This is a genomic window from Nostoc sp. CALU 1950, assembly GCF_051172895.1.
GTDB lineage: Bacteria > Cyanobacteriota > Cyanobacteriia > Cyanobacteriales > Nostocaceae > Nostoc > Nostoc edaphicum_A.
Window position 1 is genome coordinate 18,033 of record NZ_JBDNJQ010000039.1, and the last position, 26,643, is coordinate 44,675.

Annotated in this window: 20 protein-coding genes; 12 read left to right on the forward strand and 8 right to left on the reverse strand. The window is 38.6% G+C overall.

Annotated features, from left to right (window positions below; translation table 11 throughout):
• The first annotated feature begins 648 nt into the window (after window positions 1-648).
• Window positions 649-1,710, forward strand: a complete 1,062-nt coding sequence (locus ABF638_RS13270) for a PDDEXK nuclease domain-containing protein (protein ID WP_435023150.1) — start codon at window positions 649-651, stop codon at window positions 1,708-1,710.
• A 213-nt stretch (window positions 1,711-1,923) separates the two neighbouring features.
• On the opposite strand, the gene ABF638_RS13275 is transcribed toward ABF638_RS13270, so the two are convergent.
• On the reverse strand, window positions 1,924-2,625 hold the full coding sequence (locus ABF638_RS13275; protein WP_435023151.1) for a prolyl oligopeptidase family serine peptidase: 702 nt from the start codon (window positions 2,623-2,625) through the stop codon (window positions 1,924-1,926).
• A gap of 395 nt (window positions 2,626-3,020) precedes the next feature.
• Window positions 3,021-3,356 (reverse strand): hypothetical protein, encoded by a 336-nt coding sequence (locus ABF638_RS13280; protein WP_435023152.1) that lies wholly within the window; start codon window positions 3,354-3,356, stop codon window positions 3,021-3,023.
• An 809-nt stretch (window positions 3,357-4,165) separates the two neighbouring features.
• Between ABF638_RS13280 and ABF638_RS13285 the strand changes: the two genes are divergently transcribed.
• From ABF638_RS13285 to ABF638_RS13315, 7 genes are all read left to right on the forward strand, one after another.
• Window positions 4,166-4,951 (forward strand): HAD family hydrolase, encoded by a 786-nt coding sequence (locus ABF638_RS13285; RefSeq protein ID WP_435023153.1) that lies wholly within the window; start codon window positions 4,166-4,168, stop codon window positions 4,949-4,951.
• A gap of 265 nt (window positions 4,952-5,216) precedes the next feature.
• The gene (locus ABF638_RS13290; RefSeq protein WP_435023154.1) at window positions 5,217-6,395 is read left to right on the forward strand and encodes a DNA double-strand break repair nuclease NurA; all 1,179 of its coding nucleotides are present in this window, start codon (window positions 5,217-5,219) and stop codon (window positions 6,393-6,395) included.
• 91 nt (window positions 6,396-6,486) lie between these two features.
• Window positions 6,487-7,074 carry a Uma2 family endonuclease gene (locus ABF638_RS13295; RefSeq protein ID WP_435023155.1) on the forward strand — a complete coding sequence of 196 codons (588 nt, stop codon included), beginning with the start codon at window positions 6,487-6,489 and terminating at the stop codon, window positions 7,072-7,074.
• Window positions 7,075-7,494: 420 nt separating this feature from the next.
• Window positions 7,495-10,188 carry a PAS domain S-box protein gene (locus tag ABF638_RS13300; RefSeq protein ID WP_435023156.1) on the forward strand — a complete coding sequence of 898 codons (2,694 nt, stop codon included), beginning with the start codon at window positions 7,495-7,497 and terminating at the stop codon, window positions 10,186-10,188.
• A gap of 89 nt (window positions 10,189-10,277) precedes the next feature.
• A complete protein-coding gene (locus ABF638_RS13305) occupies window positions 10,278-11,336 on the forward strand; it encodes a substrate-binding domain-containing protein (protein ID WP_435023157.1) in 1,059 nt (352 codons plus the stop codon).
• A complete protein-coding gene (locus tag ABF638_RS13310; RefSeq protein ID WP_435023158.1) occupies window positions 11,333-13,096 on the forward strand; it encodes an ATP-binding protein in 1,764 nt (587 codons plus the stop codon). Before ABF638_RS13305 ends, ABF638_RS13310 begins: the two co-directional genes overlap by 4 nt.
• Window positions 13,097-13,117: 21 nt before the next feature.
• A complete protein-coding gene (locus tag ABF638_RS13315; protein WP_435023159.1) occupies window positions 13,118-13,903 on the forward strand; it encodes an FHA domain-containing protein in 786 nt (261 codons plus the stop codon).
• A 28-nt stretch (window positions 13,904-13,931) separates the two neighbouring features.
• Here ABF638_RS13315 and ABF638_RS13320 read toward each other — a convergent pair whose 3' ends face one another.
• From ABF638_RS13320 to ABF638_RS13345, 6 genes are all read right to left on the reverse strand, one after another.
• On the reverse strand, window positions 13,932-14,630 hold the full coding sequence (locus ABF638_RS13320) for a zinc-dependent metalloprotease family protein (protein ID WP_435023160.1): 699 nt from the start codon (window positions 14,628-14,630) through the stop codon (window positions 13,932-13,934).
• Between the two features lie 7 nt (window positions 14,631-14,637).
• On the reverse strand, window positions 14,638-16,035 hold the full coding sequence (locus ABF638_RS13325) for a TerD family protein (protein WP_435023161.1): 1,398 nt from the start codon (window positions 16,033-16,035) through the stop codon (window positions 14,638-14,640).
• Window positions 16,036-16,135: 100 nt separating this feature from the next.
• A complete protein-coding gene (locus ABF638_RS13330) occupies window positions 16,136-16,708 on the reverse strand; it encodes a TerD family protein (RefSeq protein WP_069071297.1) in 573 nt (190 codons plus the stop codon).
• A gap of 69 nt (window positions 16,709-16,777) precedes the next feature.
• Window positions 16,778-17,380, reverse strand: coding sequence for a TerD family protein (locus ABF638_RS13335; RefSeq protein ID WP_435023162.1), 603 nt, complete (start codon window positions 17,378-17,380; stop codon window positions 16,778-16,780).
• A gap of 183 nt (window positions 17,381-17,563) precedes the next feature.
• Window positions 17,564-18,139 carry a TerD family protein gene (locus tag ABF638_RS13340; protein WP_435023163.1) on the reverse strand — a complete coding sequence of 192 codons (576 nt, stop codon included), beginning with the start codon at window positions 18,137-18,139 and terminating at the stop codon, window positions 17,564-17,566.
• A 433-nt stretch (window positions 18,140-18,572) separates the two neighbouring features.
• Window positions 18,573-20,747 (reverse strand): DEAD/DEAH box helicase, encoded by a 2,175-nt coding sequence (locus tag ABF638_RS13345; RefSeq protein ID WP_435023164.1) that lies wholly within the window; start codon window positions 20,745-20,747, stop codon window positions 18,573-18,575.
• Window positions 20,748-21,098: 351 nt separating this feature from the next.
• Here ABF638_RS13345 and ABF638_RS13350 point away from each other — a divergent pair, with 351 nt between their 5' ends.
• The 4 genes from ABF638_RS13350 to ABF638_RS13365 all read left to right on the forward strand — a co-directional run bounded on the left by ABF638_RS13350 (window position 21,099) and on the right by ABF638_RS13365 (window position 26,549).
• Window positions 21,099-21,689: a PEP-CTERM sorting domain-containing protein gene (locus tag ABF638_RS13350; RefSeq protein WP_435023165.1), complete on the forward strand. Its 591-nt coding sequence runs from the start codon at window positions 21,099-21,101 to the stop codon at window positions 21,687-21,689.
• Between the two features lie 562 nt (window positions 21,690-22,251).
• Entirely contained in the window at window positions 22,252-23,541 is a 1,290-nt protein-coding gene (locus ABF638_RS13355; protein WP_435023166.1) for a glycosyltransferase family 4 protein, read from the forward strand.
• A gap of 459 nt (window positions 23,542-24,000) precedes the next feature.
• Window positions 24,001-24,624 (forward strand): TetR/AcrR family transcriptional regulator, encoded by a 624-nt coding sequence (locus tag ABF638_RS13360; protein ID WP_435023167.1) that lies wholly within the window; start codon window positions 24,001-24,003, stop codon window positions 24,622-24,624.
• A 317-nt stretch (window positions 24,625-24,941) separates the two neighbouring features.
• Window positions 24,942-26,549, forward strand: coding sequence for an efflux RND transporter periplasmic adaptor subunit (locus tag ABF638_RS13365; protein WP_435023168.1), 1,608 nt, complete (start codon window positions 24,942-24,944; stop codon window positions 26,547-26,549).
• Window positions 26,550-26,643 lie beyond the last annotated feature (94 nt).

Below are 26,643 nucleotides of genomic sequence, written 5' to 3' on the forward strand. Positions count from 1 at the left end.
AAAAATGTTACTTTGAGTCCAAAAAAGTGTACCTTTTTTATTATTTTTTGGGCGAGTTTTTAAGCTGGTTGTTGAATTCGAGAAAAGCATAATGCAACCCTATTAATGCCAGTTTATATAGCGATCCCATTTGATTTGTCAAAGCCAAGCTAACCGAGAGATAGCCTGATCAGGTTTTCGCTCTCAGTATATTTAGCAAAAATCAAATAGGAATCCTATATGACTACGGATTTTTACGTAAGAACATTATTGAAGCTATATACTCTGATGTCAAAGGTGCAAGTAACGACTTCTTAAAACTTTTAATTTTTGGATGCTAAAAAATATTTTTCATGAAAATATGTTGAAGTTGTGCCAATATTCTTTGCGTAAATCTTGGTAAATTCAACTCACAGCCTTTTGCCATCAATGCAGCAAAAATACTGTTATAACGTCGGATTATTGTATATCTGTATCTGATACCAAAATCAATACTGCTCGGGTTTTGCATTTTTAACTCGGCATTGGGTTTGGGGTAAAGGTTAAAGGTTTTTTCTTTCCCCTTTCCCCTTCCCCTTTTCCCCTTAACCGACAAGTATTGATACCAAAATTTGGTTAGCAAAATTTTGCGTGATGCTGGCAATATAGAGGTAGCGTTAATTCTTTTTTATGCCTAGAGATGATAAATCCGAAGTTTCACGAAGGGACTCATCTGATATTATCGGTTATGAAGAGTTTTTAACTGAACTAAAAACACGAATTTCTAGCGCTCAATTACGGGCAGCAGTTGCAGTCAATAAAGAATTAGTATTACTCTACTGGCAAATTGGGCGAGATATTCTAAATCGCCAACATCAACAGGGTTGGGGCGCAAAAGTGATCACTCGTCTGGCGGCTGACTTGCAGAAAGCTTTTCCAGAGATGAAGGGTTTTTCGGTTCGCAACCTCAAGTATATGCGGGCATTTGCCGAAGCATATCCAGATGAGCAATTAGTGCAAGAGGTGCTTGCACTAATTAGTTGGTATCACAACCTTGCTTTGTTGGAAAAGCTCAAATCCCCAGAGGAACGTCTTTGGTACGTACAACAAACTATCCAGCATGGATGGAGTCGGAATGTTTTAGTCCACCAGATTGAAAGTAAGTTGTATCACCGTCAGGGTAAAGCAACCACCAACTTTAATCGCACTCTCCCTCAACCACAATCAGAATTAGCACAGCAATTGTTGAAAGATCCCTACACTTTTGATTTTCTCAATTTAGGGGAAGATTTTCTAGAGCGCGATTTGGAACGTGCTTTAATCAACCATATCCGCGATTTTTTAATAGAGTTAGGAGTTGGTTTTGCTTTTGTAGGTAGTCAATATCATCTTGAAGTTGGCGGTGAAGATTTTTATATTGATTTATTGTTTTACCACTTGCGTTTACGCTGCTATATAGTTATTGACCTGAAAATTGAAGAGTTCAAGCCAGAGTATTCTGGCAAAATGAATTTCTATGTTAGTGCAGTGGATGATTTGTTGAAGCACCCTGATGATCAGCCTACTATTGGGATGATTTTATGTAAGAGCAAAAATAAGGTAATTGCGGAATACTCTCTGCGTGATATGCATAAGCCGATTGGCGTTTCGGTGTATCAGCTAAAAGATACTTTGCCGGAAGCTTTGCAAGGTAATTTGCCAACAATTGAGCAATTAGAAGCTGAGTTACAAATTGTGTCAATTATTGAGTAAGTCAATGGACTTAGTGGTTCAGATGGAAAAATGAAAGTAACGCATTATCCACTAGATTAAGTATATCAAAAGCTTAGACTACAGACAAAAAAACCGAGTTTTCACCCGAAGAGATAGGAAAGGAAGTTGCAAAAATCCAGAGCGAAATAAACGCTGATACAACTAAAGATTCTGATTTAATTTAGGTGTATTTCAATGCAGATAAAAATATCTTTAAACTACAGCCTGCTGCCGTGGATGCTGTAAAAACCAGTCATAAAGTTCTGGATTGTTATATGTCTGCGTCCACGAGTCATGATTGGCTTCTGGGTAAACTGTAAATTTTACATTCCCATTCCGGGCTTTTAGTGCAGAAACCATGATTTCCGACTCGCTTAAGGGGACGACATTATCCTTAGCTCCGTGAAATGCCCACACGGGAAGATTTTTCAACTTACGTGCTGCTTGTGGGTTACCACCGCCACAGATGGGCGCGATCGCAGCAAATCTTTCGGGCTGCATTGCTGCTAAATGCCATGTTCCGTAACCACCCATGCTTAAGCCGGTCAGGTAAACCCGATTTGGATCAACAGGATAGGATGAGATAACCTCATCTAAAAGGGCGCTCAATCTTTCTACATTCCAATATTCACCACGCGGACATTGGGGAGAAATGACAATAAAGGGAAAATCCGGTTGCTTCTCGACAATCTGGGCAACGCCTTGCTTTTTCACGTCATCTAAGTCAGAACCTCGTTCACCCGCACCGTGTAAAAATAGGATTGTTGGTAAAAGTGGCTGTTGTGTTTCGTTGCGTAGGCGTAGCCCGTCGTAGACATCGCCTCCCTTGGAGCGTAGCCCATCAGGTAAGAATAGCAGGTAGTTGTAGCTGTCGCTGGAAGTAACTTGCTGTTGTATTGAGGGCATAAGATTCATAAATATTGTTAGTTCAACGGTTTGCAAACAACAATTTTATATAGGAATCCGCTTTGATTTCTGAACTAATTTGCGTAGGCAGGCAATAGGCAATAGTCAAGAAGGCTTCTTAGTTGTACTGAGTTTTTCAGAAATCAAATATGAGTCCTATAACTTGGTCGCTGTGTAGCTTCTCGTTGACTCTTAACTAATCGAAAGTCATTATCTATATACTGATGCTATGGAAAAAAATGACATTTACCATCATCCTTTATGGTGGGAGAATTTTCACATACATTCTAATTGTGTGAATTCATAGACTAACTTTACCAAAAAAGACCCAGTGGGTGGGAGACACTAAGAAACGGAGAGAGTATTTGATAACTTCTCCGCCTCTTGGCATCTTCAATAAAGAACTACCACCAAACTCGATTTCCATTTTCGTCAACTCGCGCTTCCCGAATTACATCAGAAATCTCTTCAGCATCTTTAACGTGGTGGAGTGCCTTCTTTTCGCCATCGGCTTCATCCACAACAAAGTAAGTCGGGACTGTGATTTTGTCGCCTGTAATGTCTGGTACGTCATCAACAGCTACCTGTTCAGCCTTCTCTTCAACTGATTGAGGCTCATCAGCAATTCTATCTCCCGGATTCGCGGTTAAGTTTCTTTCCTTCACATTTGGTTCATCACGAGAATCCCAATCTTCGCTTACTGGTTGATTAATTTGATTTTGTTGTTTATTATCACTCATGGCTCTTTCAGGTATTAAAAAATGTGACTTGGCTAATAACAGCTTAAAAAATCACAGGCATAAAGAGTTCTTTCCCTGGAGAGAGTTTGAGAATAGATTTGGAATAGATTTTGTGAGGAACATCTCTTAGGTTAGATCCTAGTTCTGAGTTTGAGAAATAACCTCTTACTCCAGAAATAAATAGTAATTAAAAATTAAATTTTCAGGAACAACTCTTAAAAAAAGTAAATTTTACGAAAATGAACCTACGGTAAGCACAGATGTACATTAAATCCTAATGCGATCGCGACAGGATAAAAAAGGCAGTCTTGTTCGTTGAGTGAAATCTTGAAAATAATCACTTTATAATAAGAACTCAGGAGTCAGAATTCAGAATTCAGAAATGAATTGGAGTCCGACTGGGTAATGAATATTGCTTTAAAACCTTGCCCGCAAGTGGCGCGAAAAAAATTAAAATATTCTTGCCTTAAAACTCATCCCTTTATGGGTAGAGTATTCTGAATTCTGTATTCTGACTCCTGTTTTATTTGTCCTTGTTATGGCTCTCAATAAGATTTTCAGGGTTGAGTTATTCATGTCCCAGCTAAAAGTTCTCTGCCACTAATCACTGTAGTAGTCAAGTAAAACCAAATTCGTTTAGTTGATCGCAAATCTGCCGTATATTCTCGTTAGCCTAGCAGTATCAAATCAAATAGAACAATACCACCATACTTTTTAAGCAAATTATAAATTATAAAAGACTAACAAAGATTACTGCATGATTTAAAATTGTCGGGTAAGCTGACAAGAGCAGTTTCATTCTCAAACCAATGACCACAAGTAGTCCCAAAATTTTAGCCCTGGACTTTGATGGAGTGATTTGCGACGGATTAATTGAATATTTTGAGGTAGCATGGCGTACCTACTGTGAAATTTGGTCTCCTACTAACGACACACCAGCAGATGATTTAGCCTTGAGATTCTACCGTCTAAGGCCTGTTATTGAAACGGGTTGGGAAATGCCCGTTTTAATTAAAGCCTTGGTAGATGGAATTCCTGATGAAAAGATTCTTCATGAATGGGTAACCATCGCCCCACAACTTTTGTTAAATGACAAGCTACAAGCAAGAGAAATTGCCACAAAACTAGATAACCAGAGAGATAAATGGATTACTACGGATTTAGATGGGTGGCTGAGTCTGCATAGATTTTATCCGGCTGTAGTAGAAAAAATTAAATTAACTATTGACAGTGGAGTTAAGCTATACATTGTGACAACTAAAGAAGGGCGTTTTGTCCAAAAATTGTTGCAACAAGAAGGGGTGAATTTACCACCAGGAGCAATTTTTGGGAAAGAAGTCAAGCGTCCCAAATATGAAATTTTGCGAGAATTAATTCAGTCAGCAGGAGAAAAGCCACTGAACCTCTGGTTTGTAGAAGATAGACTCAAGACATTACAGTTAGTTCAACAGCAAGTAGACCTTGAAGATGTAAAACTTTTTCTTGCAGACTGGGGCTATAATACTCAAGCAGAACGGGAAGCTGCACAAAATGATCCGCGAATTAAGTTGTTATCACTTTCTCAGTTTGCTAAAGATTTCTCAGCTTGGCTTTAAGTAATTCGTAATTATTGGCAAGGTACTCGCGCGTAATTATCTATCTATCTTGCTGGTATTTCCCAGTTGGGGTCTAAATCCCCAACTTTATTTTAATTACGAATTACCTTAGCGAATATTAGAGCCTCATTAGCAATTACGAATTATTTTAATTTTCTGGAAGAATGGAAATGAAGTGACATATTTAAATGATGTATGTAAATAATAAGTAATTAGGAAAATTCCTAATTCATAACTATTCATTCATAACTTAGCACTTACTTTTATGCTTGATCTAACAAAACTAGCGCGACAAATGCAGGGTTTAAGTCAGCATCTAACATTAGAAGCTGCTGCTAGTCGCCAGCGTTTAGAGTTGGCGCAACAACATTTAAAAAATGCTTACGAGTCTCAACAAGATTTAATCGATCGCCAGGAAAAATGGCGCGATCGCATTCTCTTCGCTAATGCTACCCCAATTGAACCGCTAGAAACCTGTATTGATATCCCAGTTCCTCCAAAAATTCATACTGTCATTGCTACCGATGGTTCGCAAATTGCCCCTAATCATCACGAAATTGCTTACTGTTATCTCCTAAATATCGGCAGAGTTGTCTTGCATTACGGACAAAATCGCCATCCGCTACTCGATAGTTTGCCAGAAGTATTTTACCGCCCAGAAGATTTATATATGTCTCGGCAGTGGGGAATTAGAACTGAGGAATGGATGAGTTTTCGCCGCACTGCTTCAGAAACAACGGTGTTAGCAGAACTTGCATGTGGTGCAGCACAAGAGGAAACGCCAGCGTTGGCGATGGTAGATGGTTCGCTAATTTACTGGTTTTTAGAACAGTTGCCGATGGATGCACGCGATCGCATTTTACCCCCAATCCTGGAAGCTTGGCAGCAGATGCGTGATGCTAAAATTCCGTTGATGGGTTATCTTAGCGCCTCTCGCAGCATCGAAACAATGAACTTTTTGCGATTGTTGGCTTGTCCCCATCCAGTGCCAGACTGTAAAAGTCATTGCCCAAATCAGCTAGAAAAAGTACCTTGTAAAATTTTTGAACAGTTGCGAGATACTTCAGTTTGGGCAACCCGACTCAAACCAGGACAACGCAGTACTCTGTGGCGGAGCAATTCCCCCATTCTCGAACTCTACGGCGATCAAACCATTTACTTTTGCTACGTCCACGTTGGTACAGAAATCGCCAGAATCGAAGTTCCGGCATGGGTAGCCCAGAATGCAGCCATGTTAGACCAAGCACTGGGACTGATGTTAGCACAAGTTCAAAAAGGATATGGCTATCCTGTAGCGATCGCTGAAGCCCATAATCAAGCAGTAGTAAAAGGTGGCGACAGAGCGCGTTTCTTTGCCCTTCTCGAACAACAAATGATTAAAGCTGGTTTAAAAAATGTGGGAACTTCTTACAAAGAAGCCAGAAAGCGCGGGAGTATTGCGTGAACAAGGCAGGAGGCAGGAAGTAGGAATTAAGATTATTGACTGATAAGCTGCAATAAATTGTATTTATCTATTTTCGTTTATGGAGGTTTTTATGCGAACACAGGCAGAAAAACGCTACTACACTCGTGAAGAATATTTAGCACTGGAAGAAACAGCCGAATACAAAAGCGAATACTTAGATGGAGAAATAGTGCCAATGGCAGGAGGTACAACTAATCATAACCATATCATCGTTAATTTAGTTGCTCATTTAAAATTTGCTTTAAGAGGGCAAAATTATAATTTATTTACTAGTGATGTGCGCTTGTGGATACCGGGTTACAGAAGATACACATATCCAGATGTGATGGCGATCGCGGGAGAACCAATGTATGAGAATGACAGCACGACCACTGTTACAAATCCCTTAATAATTATTGAGGTTTTATCAAAATCAACCAGAAGTTACGACGAATCAGATAAGTTTCGTTGCTATCGTTCAATTCCTGAATTTAAAGAATATATTCTGATTGACCAATACAAATTTTACGTCGAGCAATTTGCTAAAAACTCGGATGGTAAATGGGTATTAACTGAATACGAATCTCCCGATGCATTGTTAACACTAGCTTCTATAAATTTCCAAATTTCATTCAGTGATATTTATGAAATGGTAAATTTTCAGATGAGCGAGGGCTGAAACATTAAGTTTATCTATGAGGGAATACAAAAAAAATCATAATTGTTACATTTCTTAAATGATCACTTCCTTATTTAAGGACAATGACAGATAAAAGTCCTGAATAATTCAGTTTAAGTAACACTTCTTATTTTAAATTTAAGATAAGAAGTGTTTACTTTATATCTTTTTTGGGAATCCTTTATTTAGTAGAGAACTAAGTCAACAGCTAGCTAGTTTACTCAGTACAAACTAGTAGATACTTCTTGCCTCTACATCAAGTTAAATACGTTTTTATTCGTAAGCTAAACAGTCTTACTCAAAACTGACGTGAGGCAATTTCTAGCTTGAAGCATCTTATTGAAATGGCTACTCAATTTTAATAATAAATGTATTAACTTATTTAACTTTATCCCAAAAAGCTTTACACCTAAAAAACTGATGAAACTAGCTAAATCTGAGTTACAAAAATCTGAAGAAAAATACTCTCGATTTTTCTCACTTTCTATAGATTTATTGTGTATTGCTAATTTTGATGGTTATTTTAAATATTTAAATCCAGTCTGGACAAAAACATTAGGTTGGTCAACTCAGGAACTCGTTGCTAAACCCTTTATCGAATTTGTTCACCCTGAAGACCGTGAATCCACAATTGTCGTAGCCCAAAGAATTATACAATCTGTAGATGCAATCAGCTTTGAAAACCGCTATCTTTGTCGAGATGGTTCTTATAAATGGTTCTCATGGAATGCAACTAGTTTCATTGAAGAAAAGCTGATTTATGCAGTAGCACGTGACATCACTATTAATAAACAGAATGAGATAGCGCTAGAAGAATCTGTCCAAGAATTAGAAGCTTTTAGATTTGCTTTAAATGCCCATTCACTGGTAGCTATTACTGATAGAACTGGGAGAATAACTTATGTTAATGAACTATTTTGTGAAGTTTCTAAATATTCTCCAGAAGAACTTTTAGGTCAAGATCATCGGATTATCAATTCTGGACACCACACAAAAGAATTTTTTACAAATTTGTGGAAAACTATTGCCCAGGGAAAAATCTGGAAGGGAGAAATTCAAAATAAAGCCAAGGATGGGACTTTTTATTGGGTGGATACTCTGATCGCCCCAATGTTGGGACAAGATGGAAAGCCCTATCAATACGTATCAATTCGTACAGACATTACACAACGCAAGCTTTCAGAGTTAGCTTTATTGGAGCGATCGCGTTTGTCAGTTTTGAGTGCAGAAGTCAGTTTAGCCTTATCTCAAAGTGGCACACTTCCAGAAATTTTGCAAAACTGTACAAATACTATTTCCCAATACCTTGATATCGGCTTTGTTTGTATCTGGACATTTGAACGACAGACAAACCAGCTACAATTGCAGGCTGGTGTTCATTGCACAGATATTGCTTGTAATGCTTTGATCGATACCCAAGATTTCCCAGATCATATCGCTTTAGTCAATAATATTATGGGCTTAATGATTCAAAATCATCAAGCTATTTTTAACGAAGAATTATCAATTAATCATTCAGATAAACTTGTCGATTCTACATTCTCAATTTCTCGGTTTTCTGCTTATCCCCTGATAGTAGAGCAGCAAATAATCGGCATAATAGCTTTATTTAGTAAGCAATTATTTACCGAACCAACTAATAGCCTATTAAATTGGATTGCGAATAATATTGCTGTGGCTATTGACCGAATCTGGGCGCGAGAAGAACTCCTCAGCCGTCGGGAAGCCTTATTGTTGCGTCTAGCTAGTCAAATCCGCAGTTCTCTTGACTTAAATATGATCCTAGAAACTGCTGTTAATGAAATTCGCAGCTTATTACAAATTGACCGTTGCTACTTTCTTTCTTACTTACCGCACCCATCCCAACCAAGTCTGACTATTACCTATGAAGCACGAAACCCTAACTTGCCAAGTATGTTAGGCAATATCCCACTACAAAAAAGCACTTTTTTGACCCAAACACTTCTCTCTCAAGAGCTAATTTGTATAGAAAATATTAATAGAAAATCACAACTTGATTATGATATTCAAGAACTTTTAACTGAGTTTGGTATCACATCTCAACTAATGCTACCAGTTAAGAGTAATTCCGGTGAAATTGGGGCAATTGTATGCAGTCATTGTAGTGGCGATCGCATTTGGACTAACAGTGAAATTAACCTGCTACAAGCTGTTTGCGATCAACTAGCGATCGCCATCGATCATGCACAACTTTATACCCAAAGTCGCTCTGCTACTTTAGTAGCTCAAACTCAAGCCGAAAAACTTACCGAAACCTTGCATAAATTGCAGCAAACCCAATCTCAACTGATCCAGAATGAAAAAATGTCTAGCTTGGGACAATTAGTAGCTGGAGTTGCCCATGAAATCAACAATCCAGTTAATTTTATTCATGGCAACTTAATCTATGCTAACGAATACTTTCAAGAGATGTTAACTCTCTTGCACCTTTATCAGCAACATTATCCCCAACCCCAACTAGAAATCGAAGATTTTGCTAAAAAAATTGATTTAGAATTCATTACTAGTGACCTTTCTCAACTCCTATCTTCGATGAATATGGGTACTAATCGCATCCGTGAAATTGTTTTGGGACTGCGAAATTTTTCTCGACATGATGAAGCAGATAAAAAACTAGTTAACATTCATGAAGGGCTTGAAAATACCCTATTAATTTTGCATCACCGTTGGAAAGATAATGGAATTGGGTTGGATATATCTATCGTTAAAGAATATGGTAATTTGCCCTTAGTTGATTGCTATGCTGGGCAGCTTAATCAAGTATTTATGAATATTCTGACTAATGCGATCGATGCTTTAGAAGAGTCAAGAGTCAGCAGGAAAATAACTGATAAACCGCAAATTCTCATTCGGACTGAAATTTTAGACAGTAAATTTGTTGTCATCCGAATTGCCGACAACGGATTAGGAATGGCGGAAGACGTTAGAAAGCGATTATTTGATCCATTTTTTACTACAAAACCCGTAGGTAAGGGAACAGGACTTGGACTGTCAATTAGCTACCAAATTATAGTAGAAAAACATGGTGGAATTTTGAATTGTCTATCAGAACCAGGAAAAGGCACAGAATTCTGCATTCAAATTCCAATTTAAAGTATTGGCTTTGCTCGGCTTTAAAATACTCTGCGTTTAAAAATGCCACGATAGTTCTAGAATTTTTTAGCTATCTATATTTGAATTTTATGAACAAGTATTTAGTAGCACCGTGGCTCTTTGGTAGATATCGCTTATCCAGTAAAACTAGAGTTCTGATTGTAGCGATAATTATGGCGCTACTGAGTGTAGGCTGTACTGGAAAAGTATCAGAAAAAAATCAGTCAGTTGTGGATAGTGTCTCAAGTCAACAGAACTTACCAGCTTTAAAAATTGGGGTGCTACCTACGCAAAGCCGGACAGAGCAAGAACGGATGATTAAACCCCTAAAAGAATACTTAGAGCAATCCCTTGGACGAAGGGTTGATACTGAGTCGCAATCAAAGATAATCGGGGGACAAGGGAGACACAAAAAACCAGAGATCCAGAAGGTACAAGATGCGATCGCCAGTTCAGTAGATTTCCAGATTGCTAAGGATTATCAGCAAATCATTGACTGGCTATTGCAGGATAAGCTGGACATGGCTTATTTAGGGCCTATGAGCTATTTGGAGGCAGTAGATCGGGGTGCTAAAGTAGAACCGTTGGTTGCTCCCATTGATAAACATACGGGACAACCCTGGTATCGGGCGTGTATCATTGTCAAACAAGACAGTCGCATCAAAACCTTAAAAGACCTCAAAGGTAAACGTATTGCCTTTGTAGATAAATTATCAACCTCTGGGTATTTGATGCCGCTGGCAACGTTCAAAAAACTAGGAATTGATGATAATCGAAATTTTGCTCAAGTCCTCTATGCTGGTAGCCATAGCAATAGTATGGCTGCATTAGAAGATGGCATTGTTGATGCCGCAGCAACTAATATTTCCTCCTACTTGAAGCGGCAAAAAAACGGGAAGCTAACACCTCAAAACTCCAGAATTCTGTGGGAATCTGCTCCCATACCAAATTCTCCAATAGTAGTGTCTAAAAAACTCTCACCTGAGTTAATCAAACGACTAAAGCAGGCTTTTATTAGTAGCCCAGAAGGACTTCAGGATATTATCGGAACTGAGTCAGCCGGATACACCCTTGTGACTCCTTCAGACTACACTCCTATCGAGCAACTCCGAAAATATCTCAACTTAATTTCTGTTCCGACAAAATGAAAATCTCCACAAAGTTTTTTACAGGTTCAGTTGTATCTGTCGGACTGATAATAGCTATTCTCGTTGGCAATACTGTAGCTGTTCAACAAATAAAGCAGACTATTCGTGAGAAAAGCAATCAAACTACCGAAACTATCAAAGTCGCTTTGACTGCGGAAAATGCCTTGAAGTCTGAAATTATTGAACTCAAGGATATTGTTCTACTTAAAAGTCAAGATATAGAAATGATTCAATCTTCAAAAAAGTTTCTGGACTCTCTTGACAAGTTAGAACGCTTGATGCCAGATGCCAAAGAAATCTCAATCATTCGTCGCCGTCACCAGTTTCTCAGCCAGTTGTCAACTCAACTAATCCACTGGAATTCTAGCGACACTTCTTTAGCAGATTCTCAGCAGTATTTTAGAGCCATTAATTCCTTTGATAGAGACATTGAATTGTTCCTCAGCCAGCTAATTGAACGTGCTAATCAGCAGAATCTCTTAGTTGAAGATGAATTGGAAAACCTATATCAAGTGCAGAGAATTATTTCTTTTGTAGTTGTGCAAGTAATTATAATTTTATTTGTTGGGAAATTTATAGTGATTTGGCGTCCAACAATTAAGTCTTTGCATAAATTACAAGCAGGAACAGCAGAAATTGCGGATGGAAACCTAGATTACCGTTTAGATATTCAGACAGGGGATGAAGTAGAAGACCTTGCTAAGTCATTTAACTATATGTCACTGAAGCTAGCTGAATCTCGTGAAACCCTAATTAAGAACACTGAATTAACCCAAATGAACCAACGCCTAGAGTTGGAAATTTATGAACGCAAACAGGCAGAATCAGAACTTCAGAAAGCCTTACAAGAACTCCAAAGCACTCAAGCTCAATTGATTCAAACTGAAAAAATGTCTAGTCTGGGTCAGCTTGTAGCAGGGGTTGCACATGAAATTAATAACCCAGTTAACTTTATTTCTGGCAATATTACCTATGCCAGTGAATACACTCAAAAATTGCTAGAACTAGTAAGTCTCTATCAAGAAGAGTTCCCAAATTCTGGACAAAAGATTCAGGAAAAGGTAGAGGATATTGATTTAGAATTTATGCTAGATGACCTACCCAAAATCTTGTCTTCGATGAAAATGGGATCTAAACGAATTCAGCAAATTGTCTTGTCTTTGCGTACCTTCTCCCATTTAGATGAAGCAGATATGAAAGAGGTTGATATTCATGAAGGTATTGATAGTACACTGCTAATTTTGCAGAATCGATTGAAAGCCAAGCCAGAGCATCCCAAAATTGAAATTATTAAGGAGTATGGCCAGCTACCTCTAGTAGAGTGTTATGCAGGGCAGTTAAATCAAGTATTTATGAACGTGATTAATAATGCGATCGATGCCCTTGATATGTGCAATGTTCAAAGTTCTCAGCAAGAGATTGAGAGCAATCCTAGTAAGATTATAATTAGTACTAAACTTGTTAGTAATAACCGAGTGGTAGTCAGAATTGCAGATAATGGACCAGGTATGACCCAAGAAGTTAAAAAGAAATTGTTTGATCCATTTTTTACTACTAAACCTGTGGGACAAGGAACAGGATTGGGCTTATCAATTAGCTATCAGATTGTGGTGCAAAAACACTCTGGAATCCTGCGGTGTGAATCAGAACTGGGCAAAGGAAGCGAGTTTTGGATTGAGATTCCTTTACATCAGATAGGAAAATCGGTAAACTATAACGGATTTAAATTGCCTACTGATTTGCAAGAGTCAAAAGTCTAGAGAAATTATTGACTAAAAACTATGCAAAATTTAAGTACATCCAACGCTATAGGGCTGAATTTAGAGCTTTTTCATGTCCAAAGCAACACTGCTTTTGAGTTACCACCAAATATTGCGGTGTTTCATATCGGTAAACTCAATGACCAAATTCCACCAGATATTGATGTTTCCAACTTGCCAGATGCAGATGTAGTTTCTCGCATCCATGCACAGATTCAGAACCACATAAATAATTATTTTATTGAAGACTTAGGAAGTTCTAATGGGACATTTGTAAATAACACTAGATTAGAACCTAGAACACCCTATCAAATAAATTTAGGAGATAGAATAGACCTTGGTCAAGGAGAAAAATTCACATTTATATTCCAAGATCAGATACAATATCAGCAAAATCCTATCTCTTCTGCAAATACCACAACAATGCAGGCTCGAATTCCTCCGCAAAACAGACAAACTCCGGTAACTCAGACAACCAAATTTGTAGGCTTTGCTTTGATGGTTGCAGGTATGATAATTTTAACTGCAAATATTCGAGTTGGGATATTTTTTGGTATTCCTGGTTTATTGCTATGTGTATCTGGTATTTTCGTCCTTTGTCAACATCGAATAAACCCTAACTTAGGATGGATTTTAATGGCGTTAGGAATTGTAGTCATCGCTTTTACTGGTAATGTATTCGCGTCAGTCAATCTTTTAATTGTTTTGGCATCATCTGCTTTATTCTTCGCCGGATATCAACTTTCTAGTACTGGAAAAATCTTAAATTATGATTTGCGATCGCTCCAGAGTTTAATTAAAAAATAGCTCATTTTAACTAATTACGAATTACGAATTATTTCAATCCTGCTTCTCTGCGAATTGCATTATTCATCGAGTTGATTTGCGATGCATGAAATGATGGTGGCATTGAGCTATGAATGATATGGTCAAGTCCATCATGCATTACATCCGTTGCTAGTGCAGAGTGATCCAGCCCTAATGTATGTCCAATCTCATGGGCAATAGTATTGGCAATTAAGTTAGACAATTGATTAACATGAAGACTGGCATTGTAAGACGCATATAATACTTGATCAATGCGAATGACAGCACGGTTTGTAACCATTCCTAATTTAAAAGTAGCTACTCCTAAATAGTCAACTGGCTGGTTATCAGCAAATATATAGACGTGAGTAAAGTTGTCTCCCCATTCCTTGGGTTCAGGTGGATCTGATGTCAAAAATACTTCAACGCTTCTAAAAGCACCGTAGAGCTTAGAAAAGGCATCACTGAGAATACTATTGATTGCTTCGGTATTTTCCTCTTCGATGTCCATTCCCGAAACGTCTACCCAGATGCAACGGCGAAACTCGCTATTTCTCTCTATGAGAATTTTTCCACAGGAAGGGCAAAACTCCCACTGAGGCTGAATGCGCGAACGACATCCCTGACAACGGAGTTTAGGGGGTCTAGTCAAGTCTATGCGTTCCCAAATCGGGACTTTGAGCTTGCGATTGGGTCTAGTTAAATCCAGGCGATCATAGAGAGACATTGATTTTTTATTGTAATAGATTCTTCGTTTTAGCCAATTTGACCCAGTTTGGATATTCAGTCATCAGTAAATCATAAAGCTCTTGATCTGGTATACTTTCTGGGTCTTCTAAACTGAAAAAATCTGAATTATCAAGATAGCGATCGCTCATTTCGTCAAGCCGCTCTAGAAAAGTAAAATCACTGGTCTTTGCTTTAGCTAGCCAACCTAAAATACCTTTACCTTTAACATCCTTGCGTGACTTGCCAATTGCCATAAATTGCCAAAAAATAGGCTCATACGAAGACTCTTTAAGATATTGTTCTGTTTGTGACTCGTCAGAGGTTGCTCCATCCGTCACAAACATGATATAAACTGGATTAAAACTTTTATGGTTACCTTTTTTAGATATTGGAAAATAGAATTTTCTAATCATATCTATAGCTTTACCATAGTAAGTACCACCTTCTAGTGGATACTCTTTCAAGAGATTTGGAATAAAAGTTTTAAAATTTTCAATAGTCATTTCACCTGCGTTATAGGCTTTAGCTCCGAATAAAAATATATCAATGGAAGCGTTATCATCAAAACGACATCCTAAAGCAAGAATTTTTTCAGCAAACCGCTGAATTTTACCTAAAGTATAGAGCGCACTCATTGAGCCAGAGATATCAAGGCAAAGCACAACCTTAGCCTTATGATTTGTCAAATTTGCTTTTTGTAGTGATATATCTGCTTTTTTAACAAGATTGAAAATATGTGGCGCTTCTCGCTCCAGCTTTTTCTCTAACGATATATTTAGTTTCGCTGTACAGTTTTCTTGGGCACTTTCTACTTTTGTAGATTCTTGCTGCTTAGTTTTGGCAATATATTTATCTACAAAACTTTGTAGTCCAGAACTATAGCCTTCTCCTACCGCTTGAAATCTCCATTCATTCTCTTTTTTATATAAGCGTCCAAATTCCAAAGCTGTCTCTTGAGAAAATGCCTCTCTTAAATTGTACCGAGCCAGAGAATTTTTGCTTTCGTGATTGTAAATCTTGATAAAGGCATTTTTGATTTGGCTAAAATTCTGATTTTTTTCTTGCCCTTCATGAATAGTGACAACAAAAACTATCTCCTGAATATCTGGGTTGACTTTTGCCAAATCAACATAAATTGTCTCATCATCTCCATGACCTTCTCCAGTTCTATTATCTCCTGAGTGTCTTAAAGATCCATCGATTGACTGGAGATTATTATAGAAAACAAAATATTTATCATTGGGAATTTTACCATCTGCGCCTAACATAAATACCGAAGCATCAATATCATAGCTTTGCCCAGCTTTATTTACTTGCCAACCCAAGCCAATAGCTACTTTATTTAAATTTGGAGCTTCTTTAGAAAGATTAAACCTGCCACCTTTGGTTAATTCAATTTCCATCTCATATACATCCTATAAATTAAACTTTTTTAATTAATTTATGCAAAAAAGGGGGTAACAACAATGAATACCCCCTTTGGATTAACTTTTGAGATATTTACTAAGCAGCATATTGGTCTACAAAACTTTGCAGCCCTGATTTATAACCAGCCCCAACAGCTTGGAATCTCCATTCTCCATCTTTTCGATAAAGTTTACCAAATTCAATTGCAGTTTCTGCGGAAGCATCTTCATCTAATTCATATTTAGCAATTTGTTTTTCTGTGGTGTTGTCATAAATTCTGATAAACGAGTTTCTGACTTGCCCAAAGTTTTGCTTTCTTTGCTCTGCTTCATGGATAGTGACCACAAAAACTATTTCTTGAACTGAAGCATCAACTTTGCTTAAATCAACTTGAATTGTTTCATCGTCTCCTATACCCTCTCCAGTTCTGCTATCTCCCTCATGTTTCACAGAACCATCTGGTGATTGTGAGTTGTTATAGAATACAAAGTATTTTTCGTTAGGAATTTTTCCGTTAGCACCTAACATAAATATAGAAGCATCTAGGTCAAAAGCTGAACCTGTATCTGTAACGTTAATATCCCATCCTAAACCAATTCCAGCATTTTTTAAGCTTGGTGCTTCTTTTGAAAGATTGATTCTTTCGCCTTTACTGAGGTTAATTGACATGATTATTACCTATTTTTGGAAATGAATTTGATTCTGAATTGCTATGGATTTGAGTAACTTAAGATGTACTTAAGCATAAACTTTCACAAGTCCTTCCAAACCATTAACGTTAATACCGTTGCCAATAGCTGCCAATTTCCACTCGTTATTATGATTGTAAATTTCAGCCATAACCATTCCGGTCATTCCTTTATATTCACAACCGGATAGATGATACTTAGCGAGTTCTTGATTATTAGATGTATTGACTAGGCGTACAAAGGCATTTTTTACCTGTGCAAATTCTTGCTTCCGAGTAATACAATCATAAATATTAACTGTAAAAACCAATTTTACAATCTCTTTTGGTAGTCGAGCTAAATCTACAAGAACCTGCTCGTCATCACCTTCTCCCGCACCTGTGAGATTATCACCCAGATGGGTAATAGCTCCTGATTTATGGGATAGATTACCAAAGTAAACAAGATTGCTTATATCTGTTATTTTGCCATTTTGATCTAAACAGATTACAGAGGCATCTAAATCAAAGTCTGGAGCGTTACTAAAAGCGCCAAAAAAACCACCACCCGAACGTTTTGCTAGATCCCACCCCAGTCCGCACATCAGTTTTGTTAGCCCAGGAGCTTCTTTAGAAAGTGATATGCGTTGTCCTTTTTGTAAGTTAATTCCCATGTAATTTATTTCAAAGTATATGTAATTTACAAGATGAAATCTAAGGTTTGCTCTATAACTTTAATGTTTTTAATCTTCAAGTTTGAGATTTATTAAAAAATATCAAATATAGAGCAATATAGTTTTCTGAAATCAGCTTTATGTCAGCATTAGAGAATATCTTAGAGACTTCTAGTAGACCTATTAGCTATAGCGTTCAAGTAGTGATTTTAAACCACCTTGATAGCCTGATCCGACAGCATTAAGACGCCATTCACCGTCTTTACGGTAAAGTTCTGCCATGATTAATGCTGTCTCTACAGAGTAGTCTTCAACAAGGTCATAGCGGACTGCTTCTTGCTTTGTTTGAGCATTTACAATACGCACAAAAGCATTTTTAACTTGACCAAAGTTCTGATTACGTTGCTGTGCTTCATGAATAGTTACAGTAATAACTATTTTTTGAACATCTGCGGGTACTTGTTTGAGATTAACTTTGATGACTTCATCATCTCCTTCACCTGCACCGGTAAGATTATCTCCCATGTGCTGAAGCGATTTATCAGTATCAGGACTTGTGAGGTTATTATAAAAAATAAAGTGGTTATCAGAAATAAGCTTTTCGTTAATACCCAACATGAACACTGAGGAGTCTAGATCAAAGTCATAACCTGTATCTGTAGCCTTAACGTCCCATCCAAGTCCAATAAAGACATCTGTTAAGCCAGGAGCAACTTTTTCAAGTGAAACTCTTTGTCCTTTTGTTAGTGAAACTGCCATAATTTTTCTTCCTATTTATAGCAAATTGATGCACAAACTAAGCAAATTTTTTATTGTTAATTTAAAATAATTGGGAATTTTTTAAATAGCAACAAAAAATTAATCAGCTATGGCGCTGATTGTTTATAAAAACTTCACCAGTAATTATTTAATTTTTGAATTGGCTAGTTTTGAAGTTTGATTGTATCAACCTACTTTTCTATCAAAATTAACCAATAAGTTTAACTATTTACAGTTGAGTCATAACACGCCACACAATTGAATGTATGTCATATTTGTTATGCGCTCTATCGTAGTCACCTTCAAGAAGCACTGAAATCAGGAAAAATACGTAAACTCAAAAACTCTGTTTTTGGGGCTACTGGTGTCTCCCACTCTCTGCGAAAGAGCGTCTTTCTGAGGTAAGGATTATGCAACTTAAAGACAGATTAGTTTATTCTCTCCACATTGCCACTTGCTGTTTGAGTTCCCTCATATCCAAATAATCGTGAGCAAAAGCTTTCCGTAAAAGTGGATGAGGAATAAAACCATCATATTTTTGAAGTTCTGGTGCTTCTGAAGTACTGACTAAATCTTCTGAGGTAATTCTTTGTTCACACAATGAAGCAATTTCATTGTAAAGATGTTTAAATTTATTCTTGCCTAATTTAATTGTCAAATAATAGGGATTTACTCCGCCAATACTTGTAATTTCCAAGGATTCCCGGCAGTAGGAGTTGAGTAATCTTTCTAAGGTGCGATAAGCAACCGTACCCATCCAAGGAAAAATGCAACATTTACCTTTTTCCAGTTGCAAAATATTCTGTTTATCTAATCCAACCTGCTGCGCCAACTGGCGAACTTGGCGTAATCGTTGCAAGGCATTTTTTTGCAAGTAACTATACTCAAAATTTTCCAATAAAATTTGCTGCATTCGTTGTAAAACTTTGGTATGAATAGTACCACTACCACCACGCCAATAAATACTAGCTTTACCCTCAGTTTGTTTAACGAAAATAGCCTTCTTTTTAAAGTCAACTTCTAAGACTTCCCAAGTTCTCCCAGCTAAAGCAAATTGATTGCCAACCGGAATCGGCGTGACGATACTGCCAATTTCTGTTGCACCTTGCTTAACAATATATTCTTGCTGTTCAGCAAAGACAGCATAAAACTGAAATTTCCTCACCACCTTTTCTCCTGCCAAACCCAGGATTAATTTACCTTGTTCGGTATGCTGAATATGACCAATATCAATTAAATAGCGTAGCAATAGTTGGAAATCTTCTTTTAAAATAGCAGCAAAGGGCGGCAGACTAAAAATTTGTTTAGCTAAAGCATTAGCTGAAATTTCACCTGTTGCTGTTAAAATACTCATTGTCTGGTGATAAAGCAAACTCAAAGGATATTTAATTGCTTTGATTGGTTCAATCCATTTCTCCTCTAAATAAAGTTGAATAATAGCGATACACTGCAAAAGTTGCCAAGGGATTTGCTCTGGTAGAGAAGCTTCTGCTAATGGCTGATCTTCAGCACAGACAAAGCGCATATCAGCAGCTTCACCTCTTCTACCACTGCGTCCCAAGCGTTGTAAAAAACTAGCTACAGAGAGGGGTGATTCTAACTGAATAACTCGCTCTAAATGACCGATATCTATGCCTAATTCTAGAGTCAGAGTGGCAGCGGTAACAGCGGGATTGTTGGATTCACGCATTGCATTTTCAGCAGATTGCCGCAAGCTAGAAGATATACTCCCATGATGTACATGATATATATCCGGTAGTCCTTGTTCTGTGGCAATTTTTCGTAAAGATGCAATTACAGATTCAGTACGCGTGCGATTATTAGCAAATATTAGACATTTGCGAGACTTGCTAAGGTTGAAAATATATTGTTCATCATCTGTCGCCTCTGATTCATCTACTTCATCATTAATATAAAAATGTTCTACAGCTAGTTTTATTTGGCGTTTTATGCTGTCGATTTTCGGTGTAATAACTGGCTTGTCTGTTCCTGAACGCAACCACTCTTCAGCTATTGAGTAATCACCAAGAGTTGCTGACAAACCAATACGGCGCGGTTGTTTTTGCGTCAACTTTGCTAAACGTTGTAATTGGCAAATAATTTGACAACCGCGTTCTGAACCCATAAAGGCGTGAATTTCATCAATGATGACAAACCTTAAATCACCAAATAAGCGAAGTAGGTCGTTATTTTTGTTGATTAACAAACTTTCTAAAGATTCTGGTGTAATTTGGAGAATGCCTTGAGGATTCTTTAAAAGCTTATTTTTTCGAGTTTGCGAAACGTCACCGTGCCAGTGCCAAACGGGAATATCTGCTTCTTTGAGTAAGTCGTTGAGACGCTCAAATTGATCATTAATCAAAGCTTTGATTGGACTAATATACAATGCCCCTATGGTTGCAGCAGGGTTGGCATGTAATAGAGTCAAAACTGGCAGAAAGGCTGCTTCTGTTTTACCAGCAGCAGTTCCAGCAGTAACTAGCAAGTGAGCATCAGTATCAAATATGACTTGACAAGCGGCAATTTGAACTGGCCGTAATTCAGTCCACTGGTGATGATAAATATATTCTTGGATGAAGGGTGCGAGTCGGCTAAAAGCATCGCTCATATTTATTTTTTATAGGTAATTAGTAACAGGTAATGAATTGACTGCATTTTTACAGACAGGGAAAATACTTAAAATCATACCGTAATGCTTGATAGGTATAGCTTTTTAGGGAAGAGGTTAGAGTGTATTACATAGAAACGAGCGTAGATGCAAAGCCGCTTGTCGTAAGACATCGCTACAAACTTGAGATTTTATGTAAAACTTCACAAAAAAGTGTTTCTCTTTATTGATTTATTACAATTTTTGGCGTAGTTTTATGCGGTATTTACGTATACATATTTCTATCTTAAGCTTAGTGTTGTGTGATGCATATATCAATGCATCATGTCACTCAATTTTGGAGTTATGACAATGAAAAATATTTTCGCCAAAATCGCTGTTACCACAGCAACCAGTGCTGCTTTTAGTGTTGCGATCGCAGCTAGTGCTAACAACCCAGCCCAAGCTATTGATTTAAACTTCAACTGGCTAGGTAATGCTGGTTATTCAGCAATAGGTTCATTCAGCTACGACGAGACTACAGCACCTACAATTATTTCAGAAAGTGGTAGTGGAGCGACCAATTTTTTACAATCCTTGAATGTCTCTTTCTTAGATCCATCTAATAATCTGCTTGGAACTTATAACACCGTTTCTGGTGGAGTCTCAGAATCTGATTTCTTCGCTTTCAACTTTGATACTTCCACTCATACCTTGTTTGGCCCCTTTGATGTAGCAGGAGGGACGGGTGTAATCGGAGAATATTTTTTCCAGGGAACCGTTGGTGATTCTTTGTCCTTACGTCAGGATATCGATCAACAGACAGCATTTATAACATTAGATCAAAATTCTGGTTCTATTCAGGTATCCAAAGTCCCTGAACCTGCTTCTATGTTGGGTTTACTGGCATTTGGGATATTGGGTGTAGGCTCATCTCTGAAGAAAAAGCAAGCCTCTTGCTAGAAAGTAGGGCTTCCTAGTTAGAGGTTGCCAATTTTAGTTTAATGAATCTCTATTCTAGCTCCAATGGTTAAGTGAGTTGGTGAGTCTATTATTCAGCCTTATCAGTTCGCGATCGCTCGAATACTTATGTCAACAAGTATTCGAGCAGTCACTAATGACTTGGTTAAAAATACTTCATGTGCCAGTTGAAAGGGCGGTATGAGGGTTATATGCACAAGCTTGAATATAATGCTACAATCCCCGAAGTTTAAATTTAGACATTATGCATTATTCAGGAGCTAGCAAATTAACTATTGTGATCATCACCAAAATCTAAGGTCTGTGTTTATAAAGAGCCTAAAGTGTTTACATAGTCTGAAATTTTAATTTTTAAGTCTTTTATGCAATACAAAAATTATCTTTTAAAATTAAAATTATTCAGAAAATTTATAAACAGGGCTTAATTCAATCTTAATCAACAAATCATTAAACTTAAATTAAGTAATAAAAGTGGCAGCCATTACTGAAATTAGCAATAAGTCCGCTGATCTCAAGCTGTCTTTACAAAATTCACAAATAGCTCATGCACATTCTGATCTATTCCTACAACTATCATCCAGAGCCGATTGGAATTGCTCCATTAATGACTGAATTGGCAGAAGGACTAGTAAAGCGAGGTCATGAAGTGCGAGTGATTACGGGAATGCCCAACTATCCTCAGCGCGAAATTTACGATGGATATCGGGGTAAGTGGTATATTACTGAGCAAAAAAATGGCGTCACCATTCAGCGAAGTTACCTGCGAATTAAGTCTAAACCTAACCTCATAGATCGGTTGTTGTTGGAGTTGAGTTTTATTTTTACGAGCTTACCCCAAGTCTTTAAAGGCGGACGCCCGGATGTGATTATCTTAACGGTTCCGCCTCTATTCGGTACGTTGCCAGTAACAATATTTGGTTGGTTATACAACTGCCCGGTAGTTCTGAATGTGCAAGACATTTTACCAGAAGCTGCGGTACGTATCGGACTATTAAAAAACAAGTGGATGATCCGAAGTCTTGCAATCCTAGAGAAGTTTGCATATCGGACTGCACACACTATTAGTGTCATCGCTGATGGGTTTCGTGACAATTTAGTGAATAAGGGAGTACCTGTTAATAAAATCGTTTGTATTCCCAATTGGGTGAATGTAAATTTCATTCGCCCTTTACCGAAACAGAACAACTCTTGGATATCTAGCCATCAACTCAATGGTAAATTTGTTGTACTTTATTCGGGCAACATTGCTCTAACACAAGGTTTAGAAACAGTAATAGAAGCAGCAGTTTGTTTGCGTCATATCAAGGATATTGTCTTTGTGATCGTCGGCGAATCAAGAGCATTGCAAAGGTTGCAGGAATATTGTCTTTTAAATGGAGCAGATAATGTTTTGCTGCTACCGTTACAGCCACGAGAAACACTTCCCGAAATGCTAGCAGCATCTGATGTAGGGCTGATTGTGCAAAAGCATAATGTGATTTCGTTCAATATGCCTTCAAAAATACCACTGCTGTTGGCGAGTGGTCGCCCGATTGTGGGTTCTGTTCCTGCCACTGGTACTGCTGCGAAAGCAATTCAACTCAGTGGTGGTGGGATAATTGTTGAGCCAGAATCACCCGATGCAATGGCTGCTGCGGTGCATGATTTATATACTAATCCTGCTCTAGGGGCAAGGCTTGGTAATACAGGAAGACAGTTTGCCGAAGAAAACTATTCGTTGGAGCAAGCACTTGATCGGTATGAAGGGCTGCTTTCTTATATTGTTACTAACCGAAAATCTACTCTGAGGATATTGCCGGATTTGGATTCTAAGGAATCAGTTGTAGATGGTTGAAGGCTGTTGAGGAATGCTCGCTTAATTAGCGAACACCAGGCGACTGCACAGACAAAACCCTGATTGGGATAAATTAAATCACCCATTCGGGTGAGTTAAAAATCAACCGATCGGGTGACCTAAGTGTAGGAAGTTGAGACTGCTAAAAAATAGGACTCTAGAGAACACTGATTGATTGCATGTCGTTCTTGGTGAGGATAACTTGATGAAACTCGTAACCTTGATTAATAGAGCTGGATTAATCAGCGTAGGCGTAATCCTAGGTCGAAGCAAGCTACGCGCAGCGTGTCGCAGACAAGCCTCAGAAGGCATCGCTCCCTATGCTTTTCTTCCCTAAGATCACTATTCACTATGAATAAAGACCGATAAACTCATCTGTAACTTATACCAATCTCGTCTTCTATGTGGTTATAATGCAAGCAAGCACTTACATGTGCAAGCAAGCGCTTGCAAACCCTCATGGAAAACTTAGCATCAAGGACGGCACAAACTCGTGCACGCTTGATCAAAGCGGCAACTAAGGTGTTTGCAACGGCAGGTTTAACAGGAGCTACAACGCGAGAAATTGCTCGTGTTGCTGCGGTCAACGAGGTAACTTTATTTCGTCATTTCCAGAGCAAAGAGCAACTACTAGCTGCTGTGATTACCGAAGCGATCGCTTCCCAATCCCAAACCTTAGCTGATCACAAGGACTGGACTCAAAACCTGTACATTGACCTCAAGAATTATGCAAGGCTTTGCAACCAGATGATGGAGGAGCATGAAGACCTGATTCGGACATTGATTGGAGAAGCGAAGCGACACCCCCAAGCAGCCAGTCTGATGTTATACGAAGCTAACAAATCGATGCGCGAAAAGCTGGTTGTGTATTTGCAAAACAGTCAACAGAAGGGCACAGTGTCCTCAGATATAGATTTGAAAGCATCTGTAGATAGTTTCACGGCTATGTTGCTTCACGGTATGCTGCGTTTTAGCGATATCCCCACCACATTAGATTACAGTCGTCAATGTTACATAGAAACTTGTGTCAATTTATTTGTGCGCGGTATTAGCACTTTGCCATTGAAAGAGGCTGGAGGTTAAGTTGATTCACCTGCAACAAGATAAATCGTGTTTTCTCTTAGAGTTAAGGCTCTGATTTTACACTGACTAAAAAAGTTTTATAAATTACACTTTAAAAAATTGACAGGAGTTAAGTAATTTACAAATTAACTATAAAGTGATAGACGATATTTTTTTGTTTGAGGTGCTAGACATAGTGAGCGATCGCCCAAATACCCAAATATATATTTGATTTGGCACCAACATCAAGAAACAAGGGCTAAAAAACTATTCAAACAATGCTTTTTTAGCGAAGAGTAGATTGCCCAAGTCTAAATCCATAAGACGAGAAACCGAAGATGTCCCATTCTGAGTTCCCTGATTCTCACCTGCCCGTTGAAATAGAACAGCCTGCTGTTAATGATTCTAATCAAGAATCACAACCATTGTTGGAGCGATCGCCTAAGCCACCGCAAAAACGCCGTTGGCCCCTAATTTTGGGAATTGTTTTGTTAGTTACAGGTGTTGGTTTTGGTTGGCGCTGGTGGCAAACTAGTAGCGCTAGCGATGCACCTGCTGGGGCCGCAGCTGGTCAACCGATGGCAATTCCCGTCAAGCTAGCAACTGTGGAAACTGAAACCGTGCAGGAAAGTTCGGAGTTTATTGGCTCCTTAGAGGCTCCACGTTCGGTAATCATTAGACCACAGGTTGACGGACGAGTTACCCAGATTTTCATCCAAGAGGGCAACCGTGTTCAACAAGGGCAAGTCATTCTTAGCCTGCAAAGTGATGATGTCCAAGCTCAATTATCACAAGCAAAAGCCGGATTAGAACAAGCTCAAGCAAGGCTTGCTGAACTCCAAGCCGGTACGCGACAAGAAGAAATTGCCCAAGCTAGAGCGCAGTTAACCCAAGCCCAAGCTCGCTTTCGAGATGCCCAATCGGGATCGCAACCAGAAGAAATTGCTCAGGCTGAAGCTCAAATTCAGTCAGCTAAATCTGATGTGGAACTAGCACAGTCACGAGCCAAGCGATACGCACAATTAAGAAAAGAGGGTGCAGTTTCCCAAGATACCTTAGAAGGATATGTCAAAGAACAGGAAAGTGCTGAAGCTGCCCTGGTTGTAGCTCAGAAACGCCTAGACCAACTCCGCCAAAGCAGAAATTCTAGTATCAATGAGCTAGGTGGTGCTTTGGAACAACAGAGGCAAAACTTAAGGCAACTAGAAAATGGTTCTCGCCCAGAAGAAATTGCCCAAGCGCGATCGCAAGTAACTCAAGCAGCGGCCCAAGTCAAATCTGCTCAAGTTCAACTGCAATACACAAAAGTCCTTGCACCTTTCACCGGTATTGTTGGTGATATTCCAGCAAAGGTGGGAGATTATGTGCAACAAGCAGATCAACTCACTACACTGACTAGAAATGACTCTTTAGAACTGAATATTTCCGTTCCCTTAGCCGAATCCAAAAAGTTACGCTTGGGATTACCTGTGCAAATGCTGGACACCCAAGGCAAACCCATCGCTACTGGTAAAGTGAGTTTTATCTCTCCAAATGCCAGTTCAGATTCGCAGACAGTTTTGGCTAAAGCCAACTTTGGTAATTCCAGAAATCAACTGGTTAATCGCCAGGCAGTGCAAACCAAAGTCATCTGGAACGAACGTCCGGGAATCTTAATTCCAGTTACAGCAGTGTCTCGCCTGGGTGGAGAGACTTTTGTGTTTGTGGCTGAAGCGCCGCAGGAAAAGCCTAAAGCTGAAGCACCGGCAGAAAAACCCAAAGCTGGAGCGCCATCTTTAGTAGCTCAACAAAAGCCCGTGAAATTGGGAGTTATTGAGGGGAATAATTATCAAGTTATCGAAGGATTAAAAGCTGGGGACAAAATTGTTGTTTCCGGTATTCTCAACCTAACCAATGGCGCTCCCATCACTCCTGCACCGGAACAAGTAAGTAGTCGGAAGCCTTAGTTGAAGATGAGAGAGCAGGGGGAAGTAGGGGAGTAGGGAGAGCAGGGGGAGATGAGGGAGATGAGGGAGACAAGGAGAATAACCAATGCCCAAT

Excerpts from the sequence above, each read along its gene's own strand:
- ABF638_RS13290 (WP_435023154.1), top strand. The coding sequence starts at position 5,217 with ATGCTTGATCTAACAAAACTAGCGCGACAAATGCAGGGTTTAAGTCAG.
- ABF638_RS13270 (WP_435023150.1), top strand. The coding sequence starts at position 649 with ATGCCTAGAGATGATAAATCCGAAGTTTCACGAAGGGACTCATCTGAT.
- ABF638_RS13300 (WP_435023156.1), top strand. The coding sequence starts at position 7,495 with ATGAAACTAGCTAAATCTGAGTTACAAAAATCTGAAGAAAAATACTCT.
- ABF638_RS13335 (WP_435023162.1), bottom strand. The coding sequence starts at position 17,380 with ATGGGAATTAACTTACAAAAAGGACAACGCATATCACTTTCTAAAGAA.
- ABF638_RS13330 (WP_069071297.1), bottom strand. The coding sequence starts at position 16,708 with ATGTCAATTAACCTCAGTAAAGGCGAAAGAATCAATCTTTCAAAAGAA.
- ABF638_RS13305 (WP_435023157.1), top strand. The coding sequence starts at position 10,278 with ATGAACAAGTATTTAGTAGCACCGTGGCTCTTTGGTAGATATCGCTTA.
- ABF638_RS13320 (WP_435023160.1), bottom strand. The coding sequence starts at position 14,630 with ATGTCTCTCTATGATCGCCTGGATTTAACTAGACCCAATCGCAAGCTC.
- ABF638_RS13355 (WP_435023166.1), top strand. The coding sequence starts at position 22,252 with ATGCACATTCTGATCTATTCCTACAACTATCATCCAGAGCCGATTGGA.
- ABF638_RS13310 (WP_435023158.1), top strand. The coding sequence starts at position 11,333 with ATGAAAATCTCCACAAAGTTTTTTACAGGTTCAGTTGTATCTGTCGGA.
- ABF638_RS13280 (WP_435023152.1), bottom strand. The coding sequence starts at position 3,356 with ATGAGTGATAATAAACAACAAAATCAAATTAATCAACCAGTAAGCGAA.
- ABF638_RS13340 (WP_435023163.1), bottom strand. The coding sequence starts at position 18,139 with ATGGCAGTTTCACTAACAAAAGGACAAAGAGTTTCACTTGAAAAAGTT.
- ABF638_RS13275 (WP_435023151.1), bottom strand. The coding sequence starts at position 2,625 with ATGAATCTTATGCCCTCAATACAACAGCAAGTTACTTCCAGCGACAGC.
- ABF638_RS13350 (WP_435023165.1), top strand. The coding sequence starts at position 21,099 with ATGAAAAATATTTTCGCCAAAATCGCTGTTACCACAGCAACCAGTGCT.
- ABF638_RS13325 (WP_435023161.1), bottom strand. The coding sequence starts at position 16,035 with ATGGAAATTGAATTAACCAAAGGTGGCAGGTTTAATCTTTCTAAAGAA.
- ABF638_RS13365 (WP_435023168.1), top strand. The coding sequence starts at position 24,942 with ATGTCCCATTCTGAGTTCCCTGATTCTCACCTGCCCGTTGAAATAGAA.
- ABF638_RS13345 (WP_435023164.1), bottom strand. The coding sequence starts at position 20,747 with ATGAGCGATGCTTTTAGCCGACTCGCACCCTTCATCCAAGAATATATT.
- ABF638_RS13360 (WP_435023167.1), top strand. The coding sequence starts at position 24,001 with ATGGAAAACTTAGCATCAAGGACGGCACAAACTCGTGCACGCTTGATC.
- ABF638_RS13285 (WP_435023153.1), top strand. The coding sequence starts at position 4,166 with ATGACCACAAGTAGTCCCAAAATTTTAGCCCTGGACTTTGATGGAGTG.
- ABF638_RS13315 (WP_435023159.1), top strand. The coding sequence starts at position 13,118 with ATGCAAAATTTAAGTACATCCAACGCTATAGGGCTGAATTTAGAGCTT.
- ABF638_RS13295 (WP_435023155.1), top strand. The coding sequence starts at position 6,487 with ATGCGAACACAGGCAGAAAAACGCTACTACACTCGTGAAGAATATTTA.